General features: G+C 72.1%; 15 protein-coding genes. 10 read left to right on the top strand and 5 right to left on the bottom strand.

Translation table 11 applies throughout. From position 1 onward, the window contains the following. Nucleotides 1-176: 176 nt before the first annotated feature. A complete protein-coding gene (locus ACZ7DE_RS22730) occupies nt 177-1,073 on the bottom strand; it encodes a helix-turn-helix domain-containing protein (RefSeq protein WP_470764250.1) in 897 nt (298 codons plus the stop codon). 121 nt (nt 1,074-1,194) lie between these two features. Between ACZ7DE_RS22730 and ACZ7DE_RS22725 the strand changes: the two genes are divergently transcribed. The 6 genes from ACZ7DE_RS22725 to ACZ7DE_RS22700 all read left to right on the top strand — a co-directional run bounded on the left by ACZ7DE_RS22725 (nt 1,195) and on the right by ACZ7DE_RS22700 (nt 5,305). Further along, nucleotides 1,195-1,884, top strand: a complete 690-nt coding sequence (locus ACZ7DE_RS22725) for a DsbA family protein (RefSeq protein WP_470763940.1) — start codon at nt 1,195-1,197, stop codon at nt 1,882-1,884. After that, a complete protein-coding gene (locus ACZ7DE_RS22720) occupies nt 1,881-2,642 on the top strand; it encodes a nuclear transport factor 2 family protein (RefSeq protein ID WP_470763939.1) in 762 nt (253 codons plus the stop codon). Before ACZ7DE_RS22725 ends, ACZ7DE_RS22720 begins: the two co-directional genes overlap by 4 nt. A gap of 30 nt (nt 2,643-2,672) precedes the next feature. Continuing rightward, entirely contained in the window at nt 2,673-2,996 is a 324-nt protein-coding gene (locus ACZ7DE_RS22715) for a MoaF-related domain-containing protein (protein ID WP_470763938.1), read from the top strand. A 118-nt stretch (nt 2,997-3,114) separates the two neighbouring features. After that, the gene (locus ACZ7DE_RS22710; RefSeq protein ID WP_470763937.1) at nt 3,115-4,050 is read left to right on the top strand and encodes a protein-ADP-ribose hydrolase; all 936 of its coding nucleotides are present in this window, start codon (nt 3,115-3,117) and stop codon (nt 4,048-4,050) included. Beyond that, nucleotides 4,047-4,928: an SIR2 family NAD-dependent protein deacylase gene (locus ACZ7DE_RS22705; RefSeq protein ID WP_470763935.1), complete on the top strand. Its 882-nt coding sequence runs from the start codon at nt 4,047-4,049 to the stop codon at nt 4,926-4,928. Before ACZ7DE_RS22710 ends, ACZ7DE_RS22705 begins: the two co-directional genes overlap by 4 nt. Next, on the top strand, nt 4,925-5,305 hold the full coding sequence (locus ACZ7DE_RS22700; RefSeq protein ID WP_470763933.1) for a nuclear transport factor 2 family protein: 381 nt from the start codon (nt 4,925-4,927) through the stop codon (nt 5,303-5,305). The genes ACZ7DE_RS22705 and ACZ7DE_RS22700 overlap by 4 nt, the downstream gene beginning before the upstream one ends. Before the next feature lie 75 nt (nt 5,306-5,380). Here ACZ7DE_RS22700 and ACZ7DE_RS22695 read toward each other — a convergent pair whose 3' ends face one another. From ACZ7DE_RS22695 to ACZ7DE_RS22680, 4 genes are all read right to left on the bottom strand, one after another. Beyond that, entirely contained in the window at nt 5,381-6,082 is a 702-nt protein-coding gene (locus ACZ7DE_RS22695; protein WP_470763932.1) for a FadR/GntR family transcriptional regulator, read from the bottom strand. Between the two features lie 112 nt (nt 6,083-6,194). After that, on the bottom strand, nt 6,195-7,238 hold the full coding sequence (locus ACZ7DE_RS22690; RefSeq protein ID WP_470763930.1) for an ABC transporter permease: 1,044 nt from the start codon (nt 7,236-7,238) through the stop codon (nt 6,195-6,197). Between the two features lie 2 nt (nt 7,239-7,240). Further along, entirely contained in the window at nt 7,241-8,887 is a 1,647-nt protein-coding gene (locus ACZ7DE_RS22685; protein WP_470763928.1) for a sugar ABC transporter ATP-binding protein, read from the bottom strand. 133 nt (nt 8,888-9,020) lie between these two features. Beyond that, nucleotides 9,021-10,082: a sugar ABC transporter substrate-binding protein gene (locus tag ACZ7DE_RS22680; protein ID WP_470763926.1), complete on the bottom strand. Its 1,062-nt coding sequence runs from the start codon at nt 10,080-10,082 to the stop codon at nt 9,021-9,023. Nucleotides 10,083-10,879: 797 nt separating this feature from the next. Here ACZ7DE_RS22680 and ACZ7DE_RS22675 point away from each other — a divergent pair. Genes ACZ7DE_RS22675 through ACZ7DE_RS22660 form a run of 4 tightly spaced genes read left to right on the top strand, consistent with a single transcriptional unit; the run spans nt 10,880 to nt 14,842 of the window. Further along, a complete protein-coding gene (locus ACZ7DE_RS22675) occupies nt 10,880-11,731 on the top strand; it encodes a fumarylacetoacetate hydrolase family protein (protein ID WP_470763924.1) in 852 nt (283 codons plus the stop codon). Nucleotides 11,732-11,742: 11 nt separating this feature from the next. Further along, nucleotides 11,743-13,080, top strand: coding sequence for an L-fuconate dehydratase (locus ACZ7DE_RS22670; RefSeq protein WP_470763922.1), 1,338 nt, complete (start codon nt 11,743-11,745; stop codon nt 13,078-13,080). Next, complete coding sequence (locus ACZ7DE_RS22665) at nt 13,077-13,835, top strand: SDR family NAD(P)-dependent oxidoreductase (protein ID WP_470763920.1); 759 nt, start codon at nt 13,077-13,079, stop codon at nt 13,833-13,835. Before ACZ7DE_RS22670 ends, ACZ7DE_RS22665 begins: the two co-directional genes overlap by 4 nt. After that, nucleotides 13,832-14,842, top strand: coding sequence for an aldo/keto reductase (locus ACZ7DE_RS22660; RefSeq protein WP_470763919.1), 1,011 nt, complete (start codon nt 13,832-13,834; stop codon nt 14,840-14,842). Before ACZ7DE_RS22665 ends, ACZ7DE_RS22660 begins: the two co-directional genes overlap by 4 nt. The last annotated feature ends 12 nt before the right edge of the window (nt 14,843-14,854 follow it).

Below are 14,854 nucleotides of genomic sequence, written 5' to 3'. Positions count from 1 at the left end.
GCAGGATGGGACCGGAGGGCAGGGATGAGGCGCGGGACGGGCCGGATCCGCCGACACCATCGCGCCGATCTTGCGGGTGCACGCGAACCGGCCCCGGCGGGGGCTTAGTTCACTACGTGATTTAAGGAGTGAGCAATTTCCGTGTCAAGGGTTTGGTCTGGACCGGATGAGGGGTCTCAGCTCGGGGTTTGCCCGCGGACCGTGTTGCGGAAGGCGATCGGGGTCTGACCGGTGCGCTGGTGGAAGTACTTGCTGAAGTGGGTGGCGCTGGAGAACCCGAGGCGGTCGGCGATCCGGGCGGCGCTGCGATCGCTGTGGGCCAGGAGGCGCTTGGCCTCGAGGACGACGCGGCGGTCGATGAACTCCTTGGCGCCCAGACCGGCCGCGGCGAGGGTGGCGCGTGCGAGGGTGCGGGCCGAGTAGCCGAGCGCTTCGGCGTAGTCCTCGACCCGGCGGGTGCGGGCGAAGTCCTTTTCCACCGCGTCGCGGAAGCGCAGGTAGGTGGTGTCGGGTTCGGGGGCGGGGCTGCCCAATGGCGCGGTGAGGTGGGCCAGTCGCAGGACGAGGACGGCCAGCAGGTGGCGCAGGGCCGCGGTGTGGATCTCCAGGGGCAGGCGTCCGAGGGCGTGGAACTCGGCGGCGAGATGGTCGGCGGCCAGCCGGAGGTCCCGGGCGTCCTCGGGCAGGGGCCGGCGCAGGATCGGCGCGTGCGGGTCCTCCACATGGGCGCCGGCCGTCGTGGCCGGGTCGAGGAAGTCCTGGCGGAACAGGATGAGGGCGCCGTCGGCGTGCGTGAGATCGCCCCACTGCTGAACCTGGCCGGGGCGCACCCACAGCCATGAGCCGGGTTCGAGGGCGTAGGCGGTGAAGTCGACGGTGTGCCACAGGGTTCCCTCGGCGAGGGTGATCAGGTGGTGGAAGTCCGGCCGCCGGGGAGCCGCGAGCCGCTCGCCGGGCACGCGCCGGCGCAGGTCGGCCAGGGACAGCACTTCGACGCCGGCCGGGGTGCCGGCGGGCGCCGCGAAGGAGATCTCCCGGATCCCCCGGTCGTCATCATGTCGGTTTTTGACCATCACCAGTCGCCAGCGTATCCGATTCCACCTGTTCAGCAAGCCTAATTTGGAGCTGTCAGCCCGACCCGACATCAGTCGATGTCGGAAAGCAATAAGAGAGCGCCAAGAGAGGAGGCAGGTGATGCGATCGCCGGAGCGGGCCTCCCTGACGTACGCCTTCGACGCGTACTGCGCCTGGTGCTACGGCTTCGGCCCCACGCTGCGGGCCTTCGCCGAGGACAACGCCCACCGCGTCCGGCTCGGCGTGGTGTCGGCAGGCCTCTACAGCGGTGCCCGGGCGCTGCCGGTGGCGGCCCATCCGCACCTGTCGGCCGAACGGGACACCGTCACGCGGCTGACCGGAGTCACCTTCGGCACGGGCTACGACCGCGCCCTGTCGCGGGGGACGACCGTGCTCGACTCCACGGCCGCGGCGGCGGGGCTGGCCGCCCTGCGCGACCAGCCCGGAATCAGCGGACTGGACGCGGCCGAGGCCATGCAGCGGGCGTGGTTCGTCGACGGCCGCAGCCTGTCCGACGCCGAGGTCTACCGGGACATGGCCGTCGAACTCGGCCTGGACGCCGACGCCGTGACCGCGGCGTACGGCGCCCCGGCCGGCCGGGTCAAGGCCCGCGCCGACTTCCGTGAGCTGCGCCGCCTGCGCGTCCTGTCCTACCCGACGCTGCTGCTGGACACCGCGCACGGCGCCGACCGGCTGGGCGGCGCGGCCTCCACGGCCGCTTCCCTGACCTCCGCCCTCGACCAGCGACTGGCCTCGACCAGCCCCCAAGTACCCATCCATGACCTGCCCTCGCGAGGAGAACCGTCATGAGCAACGCCAAGAACACCGTCCTGACCGCCGCCGGCGAACTGTTCGGCCAGAAGGACCCGAGCGCGGTCGACCGCTGGGTCGCCGCCGACTACACCCAGCACAGCGCCCTGGCCGCCGACGGCCCCGAGGCCCTGCGCCAGTTGGTCGCCGGACTGCCGGAGGGCTTCCGTTACGAGGGCGCCCGGGTGATCGCCGACGGTGACCTGGTCGCCCTGCACGGCACGTACCACGGCTTCGGGCCCGACCCGCTGGTCGCCTTCGACATCTTCCGCGTCGACGCCGACGGCAAGCTCGCCGAGCACTGGGACGCGCTGACCCCGCTGGTCGAGGACACCGCGTCCGGGCGCTCGCAGACCGACGGCCCCACCGAGGTCGCCGCCCCCGGGGAGACCGAGGCCAACCGGGCCCTGGTGGCCGAGTTCGCGCAGAAGGTCCTGGTCGGCGCCGACTACTCGGTGCTCACCGACTACATCTCCACCGAGACGTACGACCAGCACAACCCGGAGGCCGCCGACGGCCTCGACGGCTTCGGCGCCGCTGCCGCGAAGTGGGCCGAGCAGGGCAAGAACCTCGTCTACAAGACCGTCCACAAGGTCGTCGCCGAGGGCGACTTCGTCCTGCTCCAGTCCGAGGGCGAGTTCGGCGTCCCCGTCGCCTACTACGACCTCTTCCGCGTCCAGGGCGGCAGGATCGTCGAGCACTGGGACGTCATCTCCCCGGTCCCGGCCGAACTGCCCCACGGCAACGGCCTGTTCTGAGCCGCAGACCGCCGGCAAGAAGAGAACGCGATGAGTGAGACCACCTACGCCGGGAAGACCTTCGTCTTCCGCGTCGACAACGGGGTCGTCTTCCGCAACACCTACGCGGCCGACGGCGCCACCCTGCACTACGAGATCCTGGAGGGCCCGGCCAAGGGCGCCGAGGAGACCGTCGCCCTCCACACCGCCGAGGTGGCCCCCGGCCTGTTCATGCTCGGCTGGGTCGAGGAGTCCGGCATGGCGATCACCCACCTGATGAACCTCGCCGCCCGGACGGTCCACGCCTTGTGGACCTACGAGACGGGCGACGGCCGGGTCGCCGAACTGCACACCGGAACCCTCGAGCCCGCCTGAGGGGCCCTCACGCGCCGGCCGTGCCCTGCCCTTCGGCGGGCGAGGGCACGGCCGGCGCGCCGTTCGGCAGCCCTGCCCCGCCTTCGACCGTCACACAGCCACTGCCCGGAGGACCACCGTGTACCCGACCCCGCTGCCGCCGGCGGCCTACCGCGCCGCCGTCGCCCTGGACGAGCCGTTCCGGCCCGACGCCGGCCACGCCCCGGAGGCCCGGCCCGCCGACCTGGTCCGCGAGGCGCTCGGCCTGCTGGCCGACGACCCGGCGGCGGCGACGGCCGGGCCGGCCCCGGGCGCAGTGGACCGGATCGACGTCCACGACGCCCGGCGGCTGCTGCGCGCCGTGCTGACGGTCCGGCAACCGGGCCCGCTGCCCGCCGGGGCCGCCCCGGTGCTGGACGCGCTCCTGGCCGGCGAGCGCCTGGCACGCGGCACCACCGACGCGGCCTCGCTGCCCACCGTCCGCGACGCGCTCCCCCACAGCGCGTACCGGGCCGCCGACCGTACGGTGCTGTGGCAGGGCGACCTCACCACCCTCGGCGCGGACGCCGTCGTCAACGCCGCGAACAGTGCCCTGCTCGGCTGCTTCAGGCCGATGCACCCGTGCATCGACAACGCCCTCCACTCCGCGGCCGGGCCCCGCCTGCGCGACGACTGCCGGGCGATCATGTCCCTGCAGGGCCATCCGGAGCCGACCGGCGCCGCCAAGATCACCCGTGGCTACCACCTGCCCGCCCGCTACGTCCTGCACACCGTCGGCCCCGTCGTCGGCGGTCCCGTGCTCCCGGTGCACGAGCGGGCGCTGGCCTCCTCGTACCGTGCCTGCCTCGACCTCGCCGCCGAGGTGGACGGCATCCGCAGCGTCGCGTTCTGCGGCATCAGCACCGGCGTCTTCGGATACCCCAAGGCGCCCGCCGCCCGCACCGCCCTGGACACCGTGGCCGAGTGGCTCGACCGCCACCCCGGTCGGCTCGACCGCGTGATCTTCAACGTGTACGCGGACGACGACCGCGCCGCCTACGTCCAGGCGCTCACCGAAGGAACCCAGCCCCGATGAACGAGTCCGCCTTCGACCTTCGAGCCGCCGCCGGGACGCTCCGCACCTGGCTCGGCGAGGCCGACCGTGTCCTGATCACCGCCGGTGCCGGACTCAGCGCCGCCGCCGGATACGACTACGGCGACGAAGACCGCTTCCGGGAGCTCTTTCCCGCCCTGCACCGCCTCGGGCTGCGCTCCCGCTACCTCGTCGGCGTACCGCTGCCGCCCGAGCTGTGGTGGGGCTACTGGGCCGTCCACATCGACGACATCCGTTTCTCCCCGGAGCCCAACCCCCTTTACCAGCGGCTGAGTTCCCTCGTCGGCGACAAGGACCACTGGGTGATGACGTCCAACGTGGACGCCCTCTTCGCCCGCAACGGCTTCGCCTCCGACCGGGTCTTCACCCCGCAGGGCGACTACGGCCGCTACCAGTGCACGACCCCCTGCACCCCGGCCACCTGGGACAGCCGGCCCCTCGTCGCGCGGCTCCTCGCCGCGTACGACCCGGCCACCGGCGCCGTCACCGGCCCCCTGCCCAGCTGCCCGAACTGCGGCGGCGCGGTCGAGATCAACGTCCGCATCGGTCCCGAGTTCGTCGACGCCCCCTATCTCCCCACGGTCCGCCGTCTCCAGGACTGGCTGGGAACCGCCGTCGGCGCCCGCCTGCTCATCCTCGAGTTCGGGGCCGGATTCAACACCCCTGGCGTCATCCGGTGGCCGGGCGAGCGCCTCACCCGCCAGATCCCCCGCGCACGCCTCGTGCGCGTCAATCCCAGCCACCCCGACACCCCCGACGACCTCGCCGGCCGGGCCCTGTCCGTCCCCGTCGGGGCCGACCACCTGCTCGACGCACTCACCGTGCCGCACCCGGCACCCGACCCTACGGTGGCACCATGAGCGACCCGGAGAAGAACAAGGCCACGGCTCAGGCGTTCTACGACCTGATGTTCAACCAGTGCCGCCCCGCCGAGGCCATCGACCAGTACGCGGGCGACACCTACATCCAGCACAACCCCCATGTCGGAGACGGCAAGCAGGCGTTCGTCGACTACTTCGAGCGCATGGCCGCCCAGTACCCGGGCAAGCGGGTGGAGGTCAAGCGCGCCTTCGCCGACGGCGACCACGTGATCCTGCACTGCCACCAGACCTGGCCCGACGAGGAGTACGCCGGCATCGACATCTTCCGTTTCGAGGCGGACGGCAGGATCGTCGAACACTGGGACGTCCTCCAGGTGGTCCCGCCCACCTCCGAGAACGACAACACCATGTTCTGACCCGCGCCCGGCGGGGACCGTGCGTGCCGTCGTGGCGTCGCGCCACGGCGATCCGGTGAGCCCCGCCGGGGCCGGTCAGTCGTCGATCGTGCGGAGCGGACCGTCGATGAGGCTGGTCGCCAGCCACTGCTCGACGCCGGTGATGTGCACCGTCGCGGCGGACACCGCCAGCAGCGCGTCGCGTGCCTGGAGCGCGCGCAGGATCTCCTCGTGGTCCTGGTGGGCGCTGTCCAGGGCATGACGGGTCCGGCTGCCCCGGACGATGCGCACGCGCTGGGTGCGGGTGGAGAGCACCTGGAGCAGCATCGAGAGGACCGGGTTCCCGACCGCTTCGGCGATGCGCAGGTGGAAGGCGATGTCGTGGGCGACGAACTCCTCGACGGTGGCGGCCGCGCGGCACCGGTCGAGGATGTCGCGCAGTTCGCGCAGGTCCTGCGGTCGCAGCAGGGCCGCCGCGAGTCCGGTGGCCTGGGGTTCGAGCAGCCTGCGCACCTGGAGCAGCTGCTGGGCGGTTCGCCCCTGGGAGACGTCGGCGGCGAAGGACAGGGTCTCGAGCAGGAGGTGGGGCTCCAGGCTGGAGACGTAGGTGCCGTCGCCCTGCCGGGTGACCAGGATCCTCATGGCGGTCAGCGCCCGCACCGCCTCGCGCAGCGAGCTGCGGGACAGGCCCAGCTGACTCGCGAGCACGTCCTCCTTGGGCAGGCGGGCCCCGGGCGGGAGCTCCCCGGCGAGGATCATCGCCTTGATCTTGTCCATCGCCTCGTCCGTCAGTGCCACGAGGGTGCCTCTCTGTGCGGGGGGCGGGGGGCGGGGCGAGGTGCGTGGGGGCCGTCGTGCTCCGCCCGGTCCGCCGTCGGGCGCCCGGGCTCAGCCGCCCGGGCGCCGGCGTCTACTCCTGCTTCTCACCGGAGGCGAAGCGGGAGATGATCAGCGCGACGATGATGATCGCGCCGTTGAGGAACTGGTTCCACAGCGGGGGGACGCCCGCGAGCGTCATGACGTTGACGACGAGCTGGAGCGTCAGCACACCGGTGAGCGCGCCGAACACGGATCCCTTGCCGCCGTTGAGGCTGACCCCGCCGATGACGGTCGCGGCGAAGACCTGGAAGATCCAGCCGCTGCCCTGGGTGGCGGAGATCGAGCCGTAGTGGCCGCTGTAGAGGATGCCGGCGAACGCGGCCAGCAGGCTGCCGATGATCAGGACGGTCCACACGATCCGGTCGACCCTGATGCCGGCGGTGCGGGCGGCCTCGGGGTTGCCGCCGATGGCGTACAGGGCCCGCCCGTGGCGCAGCCAGGCCAGCGCGCTGCCGCCCGCCGCGAACAGCACGGCGCAGATCCAGACGGCGGCCGGGACGCCCAGCCAGGAGGCCTTGCCCAGGTAGGTGAAGGAGGAGGGCAGCTCCACGATGGACTGGCCCTCGGACAGGGCCACTTGGAGTCCGCGCAGCATGGTCAGGCCACCGAGGGTGACGATGAACCCGTTGAGGCGCAGCTTGAGGATCAGAAAGCCGTTCAGGGCGCCGATCGCCGCTCCGACCAGGAGGCAGAGCGGGACCGCCGTCCATTCGGGGAACAGCCCGAGACCCGTGAACCGCCCGCCGCTGGACGGCAGTACGAGCCAGACGGCGATGACGGGCGCCACGCCGATGGTGGACTCCAGGGACAGGTCCATCCGTCCGCTGATCAGGATCAGCGCGGTGGCGAGCACGAGCAGGCTCAGCTCGGTGGACTGCTGGAGGACGCCGATGAGGTTGTCGGAGGTGAGGAAGGCCGGCGAGACGATGAACCCGATCACCATCAGCACCAGGATGGCGGGGATCAGGGACAGTTCGCGGAATCGGCCGAGGTCGAGCCTGCGGCGGGCGGAGCCGGCGGCGGCCGGCTCCGCCGCGCTCGCTGCGGTCTCGGTGAGATCTGTGGTGACGGACATGACTACCTTCCGTGCTCGTCCGTGCCGGATGCGGTGGACCCGTTGGACGCGGTGGACGCTGTGGACGCTTCGGATGCGGTGGACGCGGGGGACGCTTCGGATGCGGTGGCGGCGCCGACGCCTTCCACGGCGGCGACGACCTGTTCGTCCTTCCAGCCGCGGTCGAACTCGGCGACCACCCGGCCGTGGAACATGACGACGACCCGGTCGCAGACCCTGAGGTCGTCGAGTTCGTCGGAGACGATCAGCGCGGCCTTGCCGCCGTCGGCGACCTGCCGGATCCTGCCGAGCAGGAACTCCTTGGACTTGATGTCCACGCCGTTGGTGGGGCGGATGGCGACCAGCACGTGCGGGTCGGTGGCCAGGGCCCGGGCGACGACGACCTTCTGCTGGTTGCCGCCGGAGAGCGCGGAGACCGGGGTGGCCGCTCCCGGGGTCTTGATGTCGAGGTCCCGGATCATGCGCCGGGCGAATGCCTTGGTGCGGGCGGGCAGCACCGTGCCGAACGGGCCGAGCTGATCGGTGACGGTGAGCGTCGCGTTCTCCCCCACGCTGCGGTTGTTGACCAGCCCCTGGAGGTGGCGGTCCTCGGGGACGAAGCCGACTCCGGCGGCGAGGGCGGACGGCACGCTGCCGGTGCGCACGGCCTTGCCGCCGACCGAGATCCTGCCGTCCTCGGCGCGGTGCAGACCGGCGACGGTCTCGCCCACCTGTACGTTGCCGCTGGCCGCGGCGCCGGCGAGACCGACCACCTCACCCGAGCGGACGGAGAGCGACAGCTGCCGGCAGGCGCCGGGCAGCGTCAGCTCCTCGATCGTGAGCAGTTCCGGGGCACCGGTCCGCTCGGCCGGGGGGCCGCTCGGGGCGGCGGCGACCGCGGCGGACGACTCGCCCGTCATGGCCTCCACCAGGTCCCGGTGACCGAGTTCGGCCACGGGCGCGGTGAGGATGTGGGCGGCGTCGCGGTAGACGGTGACCGTGGTGCAGAGGTCGTACACCTCTTGCAGGTGGTGGGAGATGAAGAGGAAGGCGACGCCCTGGCGTTGGAGGTCGCGGAGCTTGTCGAAGAGACGGCCGATGCCGCGGGCGTCGAGCTTCGCGGTCGGCTCGTCGAGGATGATGAAGCGGGCGCCGAAGGACAGCGCCCGGGCGATCTCCACGAACTGCCGCTGTTCGACGGTCAGATCCCTCGCGCGCGCGGCGGGATCGACGGCCACGCCGTACTCGGCGAGCAACTCCTCCGCTCGCAGCCGCAGTTGCTTCCAGCGGATCGGCTGGAACGCCTCGGAGGTCTGCCGGTTCAGGAAGAGGTTCTCGGCGACGGTCAGATCGCCGATGATCGTGGAGCGCTGGTAGACGCAGGCGACGCGGGAGCGCCAGGCGTCGATGTCGCCGAAAGCCGGCGCCGGTTCCCCCGCGAAGTGCAGGGAACCCGTGTCGGGCTGCTGGAGGCCGGTGAGGATCGACACGAGCGTCGACTTGCCGGCGCCGTTGCGTCCCACCAGGGCGTGCGACTCGCCCCCGGCGATGCTGATGCGGGCGTCGCGCAGGGCGACGGTCGCGCCGAATCGTTTGCTGATGCCGGTCGCCTCGGCCACCGGGGCCGGATGCCCGGAGTCGGTCGCCTGGGCGGTCGCGGTGTCCGCCATGTTGGATGCCGTCCTTCTCTACGGTTGCCGGGGCCGGGGGTCTCGGAGGCGAGGCCCTGGAGCCGGGGGCGGTTGCGGTGTCGAGGGGCGGGCCTGCCCGCCCCTCGACGTCACGGGCGGGAGCTGCCGGCCGTCAGCCGACGTTGTTGCCCCACAGAGCCTTGTCCTCGACGTTCTCCTTGGTCACCAGCGGCGCGGGCAGCTGGTCCTCGAGGCCGTTGGGGATCTGGATGATCGTGGAGCCGTGGTCGGTCGGTCCCGGCTTGAAGGTCTTGCCGTCGGCCCCGGCCTGCGCGTAGTAGAGGGCGTACTTGGCGTAGAGGTCGGCCGGCTGGGAGACGGTGGCGTCGATCTGGCCCTTGCGGATGGCGTCGAACTCCTGCGGGATGCCGTCGTTGGAGACGATCGCGATGTGGCCCTTCTGGCCGGCCGGCTTGAGCAGCTTCTTCTGCTCCAGCAGGGCCAGGGTGGGCTGCAGGAACACTCCGCCCGCCTGCATGTAGATGCCGTTGAGGTCGGGGTGCTGGGCCAGCAGCGACTGCAGCTTGGCCGAGGCCACGTCGCCCTTCCACTCGGTGGGCAGCTCGAAGACCTTGATGGCGGGGAACTTCTCCTTCATGCAGGCGGCGAAGGCCTCGGAGCGGTCGCGTCCGTTGATGGAGTCCAGGGCGCCCTGCAGTTCGGCGACCTTGCCCTTGCCGCCGAGCTGCTTGCCGAGGAACTCGCAGGCCTTGGTGCCGTAGGCCCGGTTGTCGGCGCGGACCACCATGTAGACGTCACCCTTGTCGGGTCTCGTGTCGACGCTGACCACGGGGATCTTCTTCGAGGCGAGGGTGTCGAGGGTGGAGGCGATGGCGCCGGTGTCCTGGGGGGCCATGACGACGGCCTTGGCGCCGGTGCGCTCGAACACCTGCACGTTGGCCACCAGCTTGGTGACGTCGTTCTGCGAGTTGCTCAGCGGCAGCGTGTTGATGTCGCCGGACCTGACGTCCTTCTTCAGGTACTGGGCGTAGGAGTTCCAGAAGTCGGAGTCGGAACGCGGCAGGTCGATCCCGATGGCCGGCTCGTCACTGCCGGAGCCGACCGCGTCGGCCCCTTCGCGGTTGCACGCGGTGGCGAGCGACAGCGCCGCGAGGACGGCGGTGACGGCCGCGGCGGTGGAGCGGTGGCGGGAGCGGATGCGAGGGAGCTTCATGGCCGTGTTCTCTCTTCAGGCAGGGCGGGGAGCCGCCGGGCGACGGAGCGGGGTGACGTACTCGCCTGCGGGGGAAGGGCGAGGCCGTCGGCCGGGCCGGTGCGGCCCGACGCACGGAGTGTGTGCGGACCACGCCCGGCAGGGCGTGAGTGAGGGTCAGCCGGTGAGCGAGGCATGGAGGCCGGACGGCCTTGGGGAGCAAGCCGGTGGTGGGCACCGGACCGCGGACCATTCCTCGGATGTATCTCGGACGCCGAGGACGTTACGACGGTGTTGCCGACGTTGGCAAGAGTCAGCTCGCCACTGATTCCGCGAGGCGGCCCCTGACGCCCCCCGAGCCCGGCCGACGCACTCCCACCTGACCAACTCACCGACCTGACCTGCTCTTTTCTTGCTCTCAGGGGCGTGCGGCGGCGAGTGAGGACAGCTCACGATTCGGCAACGGCACCACAGGAAGGCGCCCCGGGGCCGGTCGGACGGGGTCGCAGCCTCCGCCGTCCGGCGCGCCGCCGGCCGCTCCCCCTCCCCTCAGCAGGGAAGACTGCCCTTGAGGCGCGTGCGGGATTCATCGGACGAAGATGCCGCTCACCGCCCCCTCGCCCGGGTAAAGACGCGCAAATCGATCATTCGGCCTCCAAGCTGCTCTCGATCCGCCGGAAATACATCCGAGGTCTCCGTTGCCAGTCGGCCTTCCGGCGTCTAAAGTCGCCGTGCCGTCATACCTCCGATGACTGATGAGAGCGCTCGGGGCCCTCGATCGCCCCCCGACGAACCACCCATGGCAAGGGAGCTGTTCAGTGAAACTGCTACGAGTCGGCGCCCCCGGCGAGGAGCGGCCCGCCGTCCGCACCGACGACGGCCGGCTGCTGGATCTGTCCTCCGTGGCCCGCGACATCGACGGCGCCTTCCTCGCCGCGGACGGTGTCGCCCGGGCCCGTGCGGCGGTCGCGGCGGGAGAGCTGCCCGAACTGGAGGAGGACGGTCTGCGGATCGGGGCGCCGCTCGCCCGCCCCGGCAAGATCGTCTGCGTCGGCCTGAACTACCGCGACCACGCCGCCGAGACCGGCGCGCCCATCCCCCCGCGTCCTGTGGTGTTCATGAAGGACCCGGGCACGGTGGTCGGCCCGTACGACGAGGTGCTGATCCCCCGCGGCTCCGTGAAGACCGACTGGGAGGTCGAGCTGGCCGTCGTCATCGGACGGCGGGCCCGCTACCTCGACGGTCCGCAGGCGGCGCGGGCCGTGATCGCGGGATACGCGATCAGCCACGACGTGTCCGAGCGCGAGTTCCAGCTGGAGTACTCGCCGCAGTGGGACCTCGGCAAGTCCTGCGAGACCTTCAACCCGCTCGGACCGTGGCTGGTGACCGCCGACGAGGTGGCCGATCCGCAGGACCTCGCGCTGCACCTCAGCGTCAACGGCGTGAAGCGGCAGGACGGCCACACCGGCGACATGATCTTCCCGGTCGACCACATCGTGTCCTACCTGAGCCAGTACATGGTCCTGGAACCGGGCGACGTGATCAACACCGGTACGCCCGCGGGCGTCGCCCTCGGCCTGCCCGGCACCCCCTTCCTGCGCCCCGGCGACACCGTCGAACTCTCCGTCGACGGCCTCGGCGGCCAGCGCCAGACCTTCGGCCAAGCGTGAAAGGCACTCCCTTGACTCCGATCTCCGCCCGGATCACCGCGGTCGACACCTTCGACGTCCGCTTCCCGACCTCGCGGGAGCTGGACGGCTCCGACGCGATGAACCCGGACCCCGACTACTCCGCCGCCTACGTGGTGCTGCGCACGGACGCCGCCGACGGGCTGGAGGGCCACGGCTTCACCTTCACCATCGGACGCGGCAACGACGTCCAGGTCGCCGCGATCGGGGCGCTGCGCCCCCATGTCGTGGGCCGTTCCGTCGAGGAGCTGTGCGCCGACCCGGGCTCGCTCAGCCGCGACCTGATCGGGGACAGCCAGCTGCGCTGGCTCGGTCCCGAGAAGGGCGTGATGCACATGGCGATCGGCGCCGTGGTCAACGCCGTGTGGGACCTGGCCGCCAAGCGAGCGGGCAGACCGCTGTGGCAGCTGCTCGCCCACGCCGACCCCGAATGGCTGGTCTCCCAGGTCGACTTCCGCTACATCGCCGACGCCCTCACCCCCGAGGACGCCCTCACCCTGCTGCGCGAGGGCCGGACGGGGCTTGCGGAGCGCGAGACGATCCTGCTGGAGCGCGGCTACCCCGGATACACCACCTCTCCGGGCTGGCTCGGCTACAGCGACGACAAGCTCACCCGGCTGGCCAAGGAGGCCGTCGCCGACGGCTTCACGCAGATCAAGCTGAAGGTCGGCGCCGACCTGAACGACGACGTCCGAAGACTGCGCGCGGCCCGTGCGGCCGTCGGCGACGGGATCCGCGTCGCCATCGACGCCAACCAGCGCTGGAACGTGGACGAGGCGATCGACTGGGTCAACGCGCTCGCCGAGTTCGACCCGTACTGGATCGAGGAGCCCACCAGCCCCGACGACGTCCTCGGCCACGCCGCCGTGCGCCGGGCGGTCGCCCCCGTGAAGGTCGCCACCGGCGAGCACGTGCAGAACCGCATCGTCTTCAAGCAACTCCTCCAGGCCGGCGCCATCGACGTGCTGCAGATCGACGCGGCCCGGGTCGGCGGCGTCAACGAGAACCTCGCGATCCTGCTGCTCGCCGCGAAGTTCGGGGTGCCGGTCTGCCCGCACGCCGGCGGGGTCGGGCTGTGCGAGCTGGTGCAGCACCTGTCGATGTTCGACTACCTGGCGCTGTCCGGCACCACCGAGGACCGGGTCATCGAGTTCGTCGACCACCTCCACGAGCACTTCACCGCACCCGTGGTGATGCGCGACGGCCACTACACCGCTCCGGTCGTCCCCGGCTTCTCCGCCACCATGCGGGAGGAGTCCATCGCCGCATACCGCTACCCGGACGGGGCCTTCTGGGTCGCCGACCGCGCCGCTCAGGAGGACGCCGCATGACCGGTCTGGCAGGACTCAGGGCGGCCGTCACCGGGGGCGCGTCCGGCATCGGGCTCGCCACGGCCCGCGCACTGGCCGCGCAGGGCGCGGCGGTGGCCGTGCTCGACCTCGACCCGGGCGCCGTCGGCGAACCCCTGCTCGGCCTCAGGGCCGACGTCACGGACGACGCCTCGGTGCGGGCGGCCGTCGCCGAGGCCGCCGAACGGCTCGGCGGCCTGGACATCCTCGTGAACAACGCGGGGATCGGCGCCATCGGCACGGTCGAGGACAACTCCGACGACGACTGGCGCCGGGTCATGGACGTCAACGTCCTCGGCATGGTGCGCACCACCCGGGCCGCCCTGCCCCATCTGCGGCGCTCGTCCCACGCGGCGATCGTCAACACCTGCTCGATCGGCGCCACCGCGGGCCTCCCGCAGCGCGCCCTGTACTGCGCCAGCAAGGGTGCGGTGCTGTCCCTGACGCTCGCCATGGCCGCCGACCACGTGCGCGAGGGCATCCGCGTCAACTGCGTCAACCCCGGCACCGCCGACACCCCGTGGGTCTCCCGGCTCCTCGACGCCGCGGACGACCCCGAGAGCGAGCGCGCCGCCCTCAACGCCAGGCAGCCCATGGGACGCCTGGTCACCGCGGACGAGGTCGCCGCGGCCATCGTCTACCTGGCCGGCCCGGCCGCGGCGTCCGTGACCGGCACCGCGCTCGCCGTGGACGGCGGCATGCAGGGGCTGCGGCTGCGGCCGCTGGACCGCTCGTGAGGACCAGCAGGCTGGGCGGCAGCCCGGTTCCGGTCTCGGAACTGGCGCTGGGCTGCGCGGCCCTCGGCAACCTCTTCCACCCGGTCGCCGACGACACCGCCCACGCCACGGTGGAGGCCGCCTGGGAGGCCGGGATCCGCACGTTCGACACCGCGCCCCACTACGGGCTCGGTCTGTCGGAGCGGCGGCTGGGCGCGGCGCTGCGCGGCCGGGCCCGGGACACCTACACCGTCTCCACCAAGGTGGGACGGCTGCTCGTGCCGAACCCGGGCGGCGGCGCCGAGGACGACCTCGCCCACGGCTTCGCCGTCCCGGCCACCCACCGCCGCGTCTGGGACTTCAGCGCCGACGGGGTGCTGCGCTCCCTGGAGGCGAGCCTGGAGCGCCTCGGCCTCGACCGGGTCGACATCGCTCTGCTGCACGATCCCGACGACCACGCCGAACAGGCTCTGCGCGAGGCGTACCCGGCGCTGGAGCGGCTGCGCGCCGAAGGCGTGATCGGGGCGATCGGCGTGGGCATGAACCAGTCCGCCCTGCCCGCCCGCTTCCTGCGCGAGACCGACATCGACGTGGTGCTGCTGGCCGGCCGCTACACCCTCCTGGAACAGGACGGGCTCTCCGAACTGCTCCCGGAGGCGGTCGCCCGCGGCCGGAGCGTGGTCATCGGCGGAGTGTTCAACTCCGGGCTGCTGACGGCCCCCCGGCCCGGCGCCACGTACGACTACGCCCCCGCTCCGCGGCCGGTGCTCGACCGGGCGCTGCGGCTGCTGGAGGTGACCGAACGTCATGGGGTGCCGCTGCGCGCCGCCGCGCTGCGCTTCCCCTTCGGCCATCCCGCGGTCGCGAGCGTCCTGACGGGGGCCCGGTTCCCCGAGGAGGTGGCCGACACGGTGGAGCAGCTGCGGCGCCCCGTCCCGGACGCCCTGTGGGACGACCTGCGCGCCGAGGGACTGCTCCCGCCGGACGCCCCCGTACCCGTGGCGATCCCGTCGAAGGAGCCGTCCTGAGGGTCGCCCTGC

The organism is Streptomyces sp. NPDC037083, from assembly GCF_055606485.1.
The sequence above is the reverse complement of the archived record's forward strand: the minus strand, read 5'-3'. Positions and strand labels throughout refer to the sequence as shown.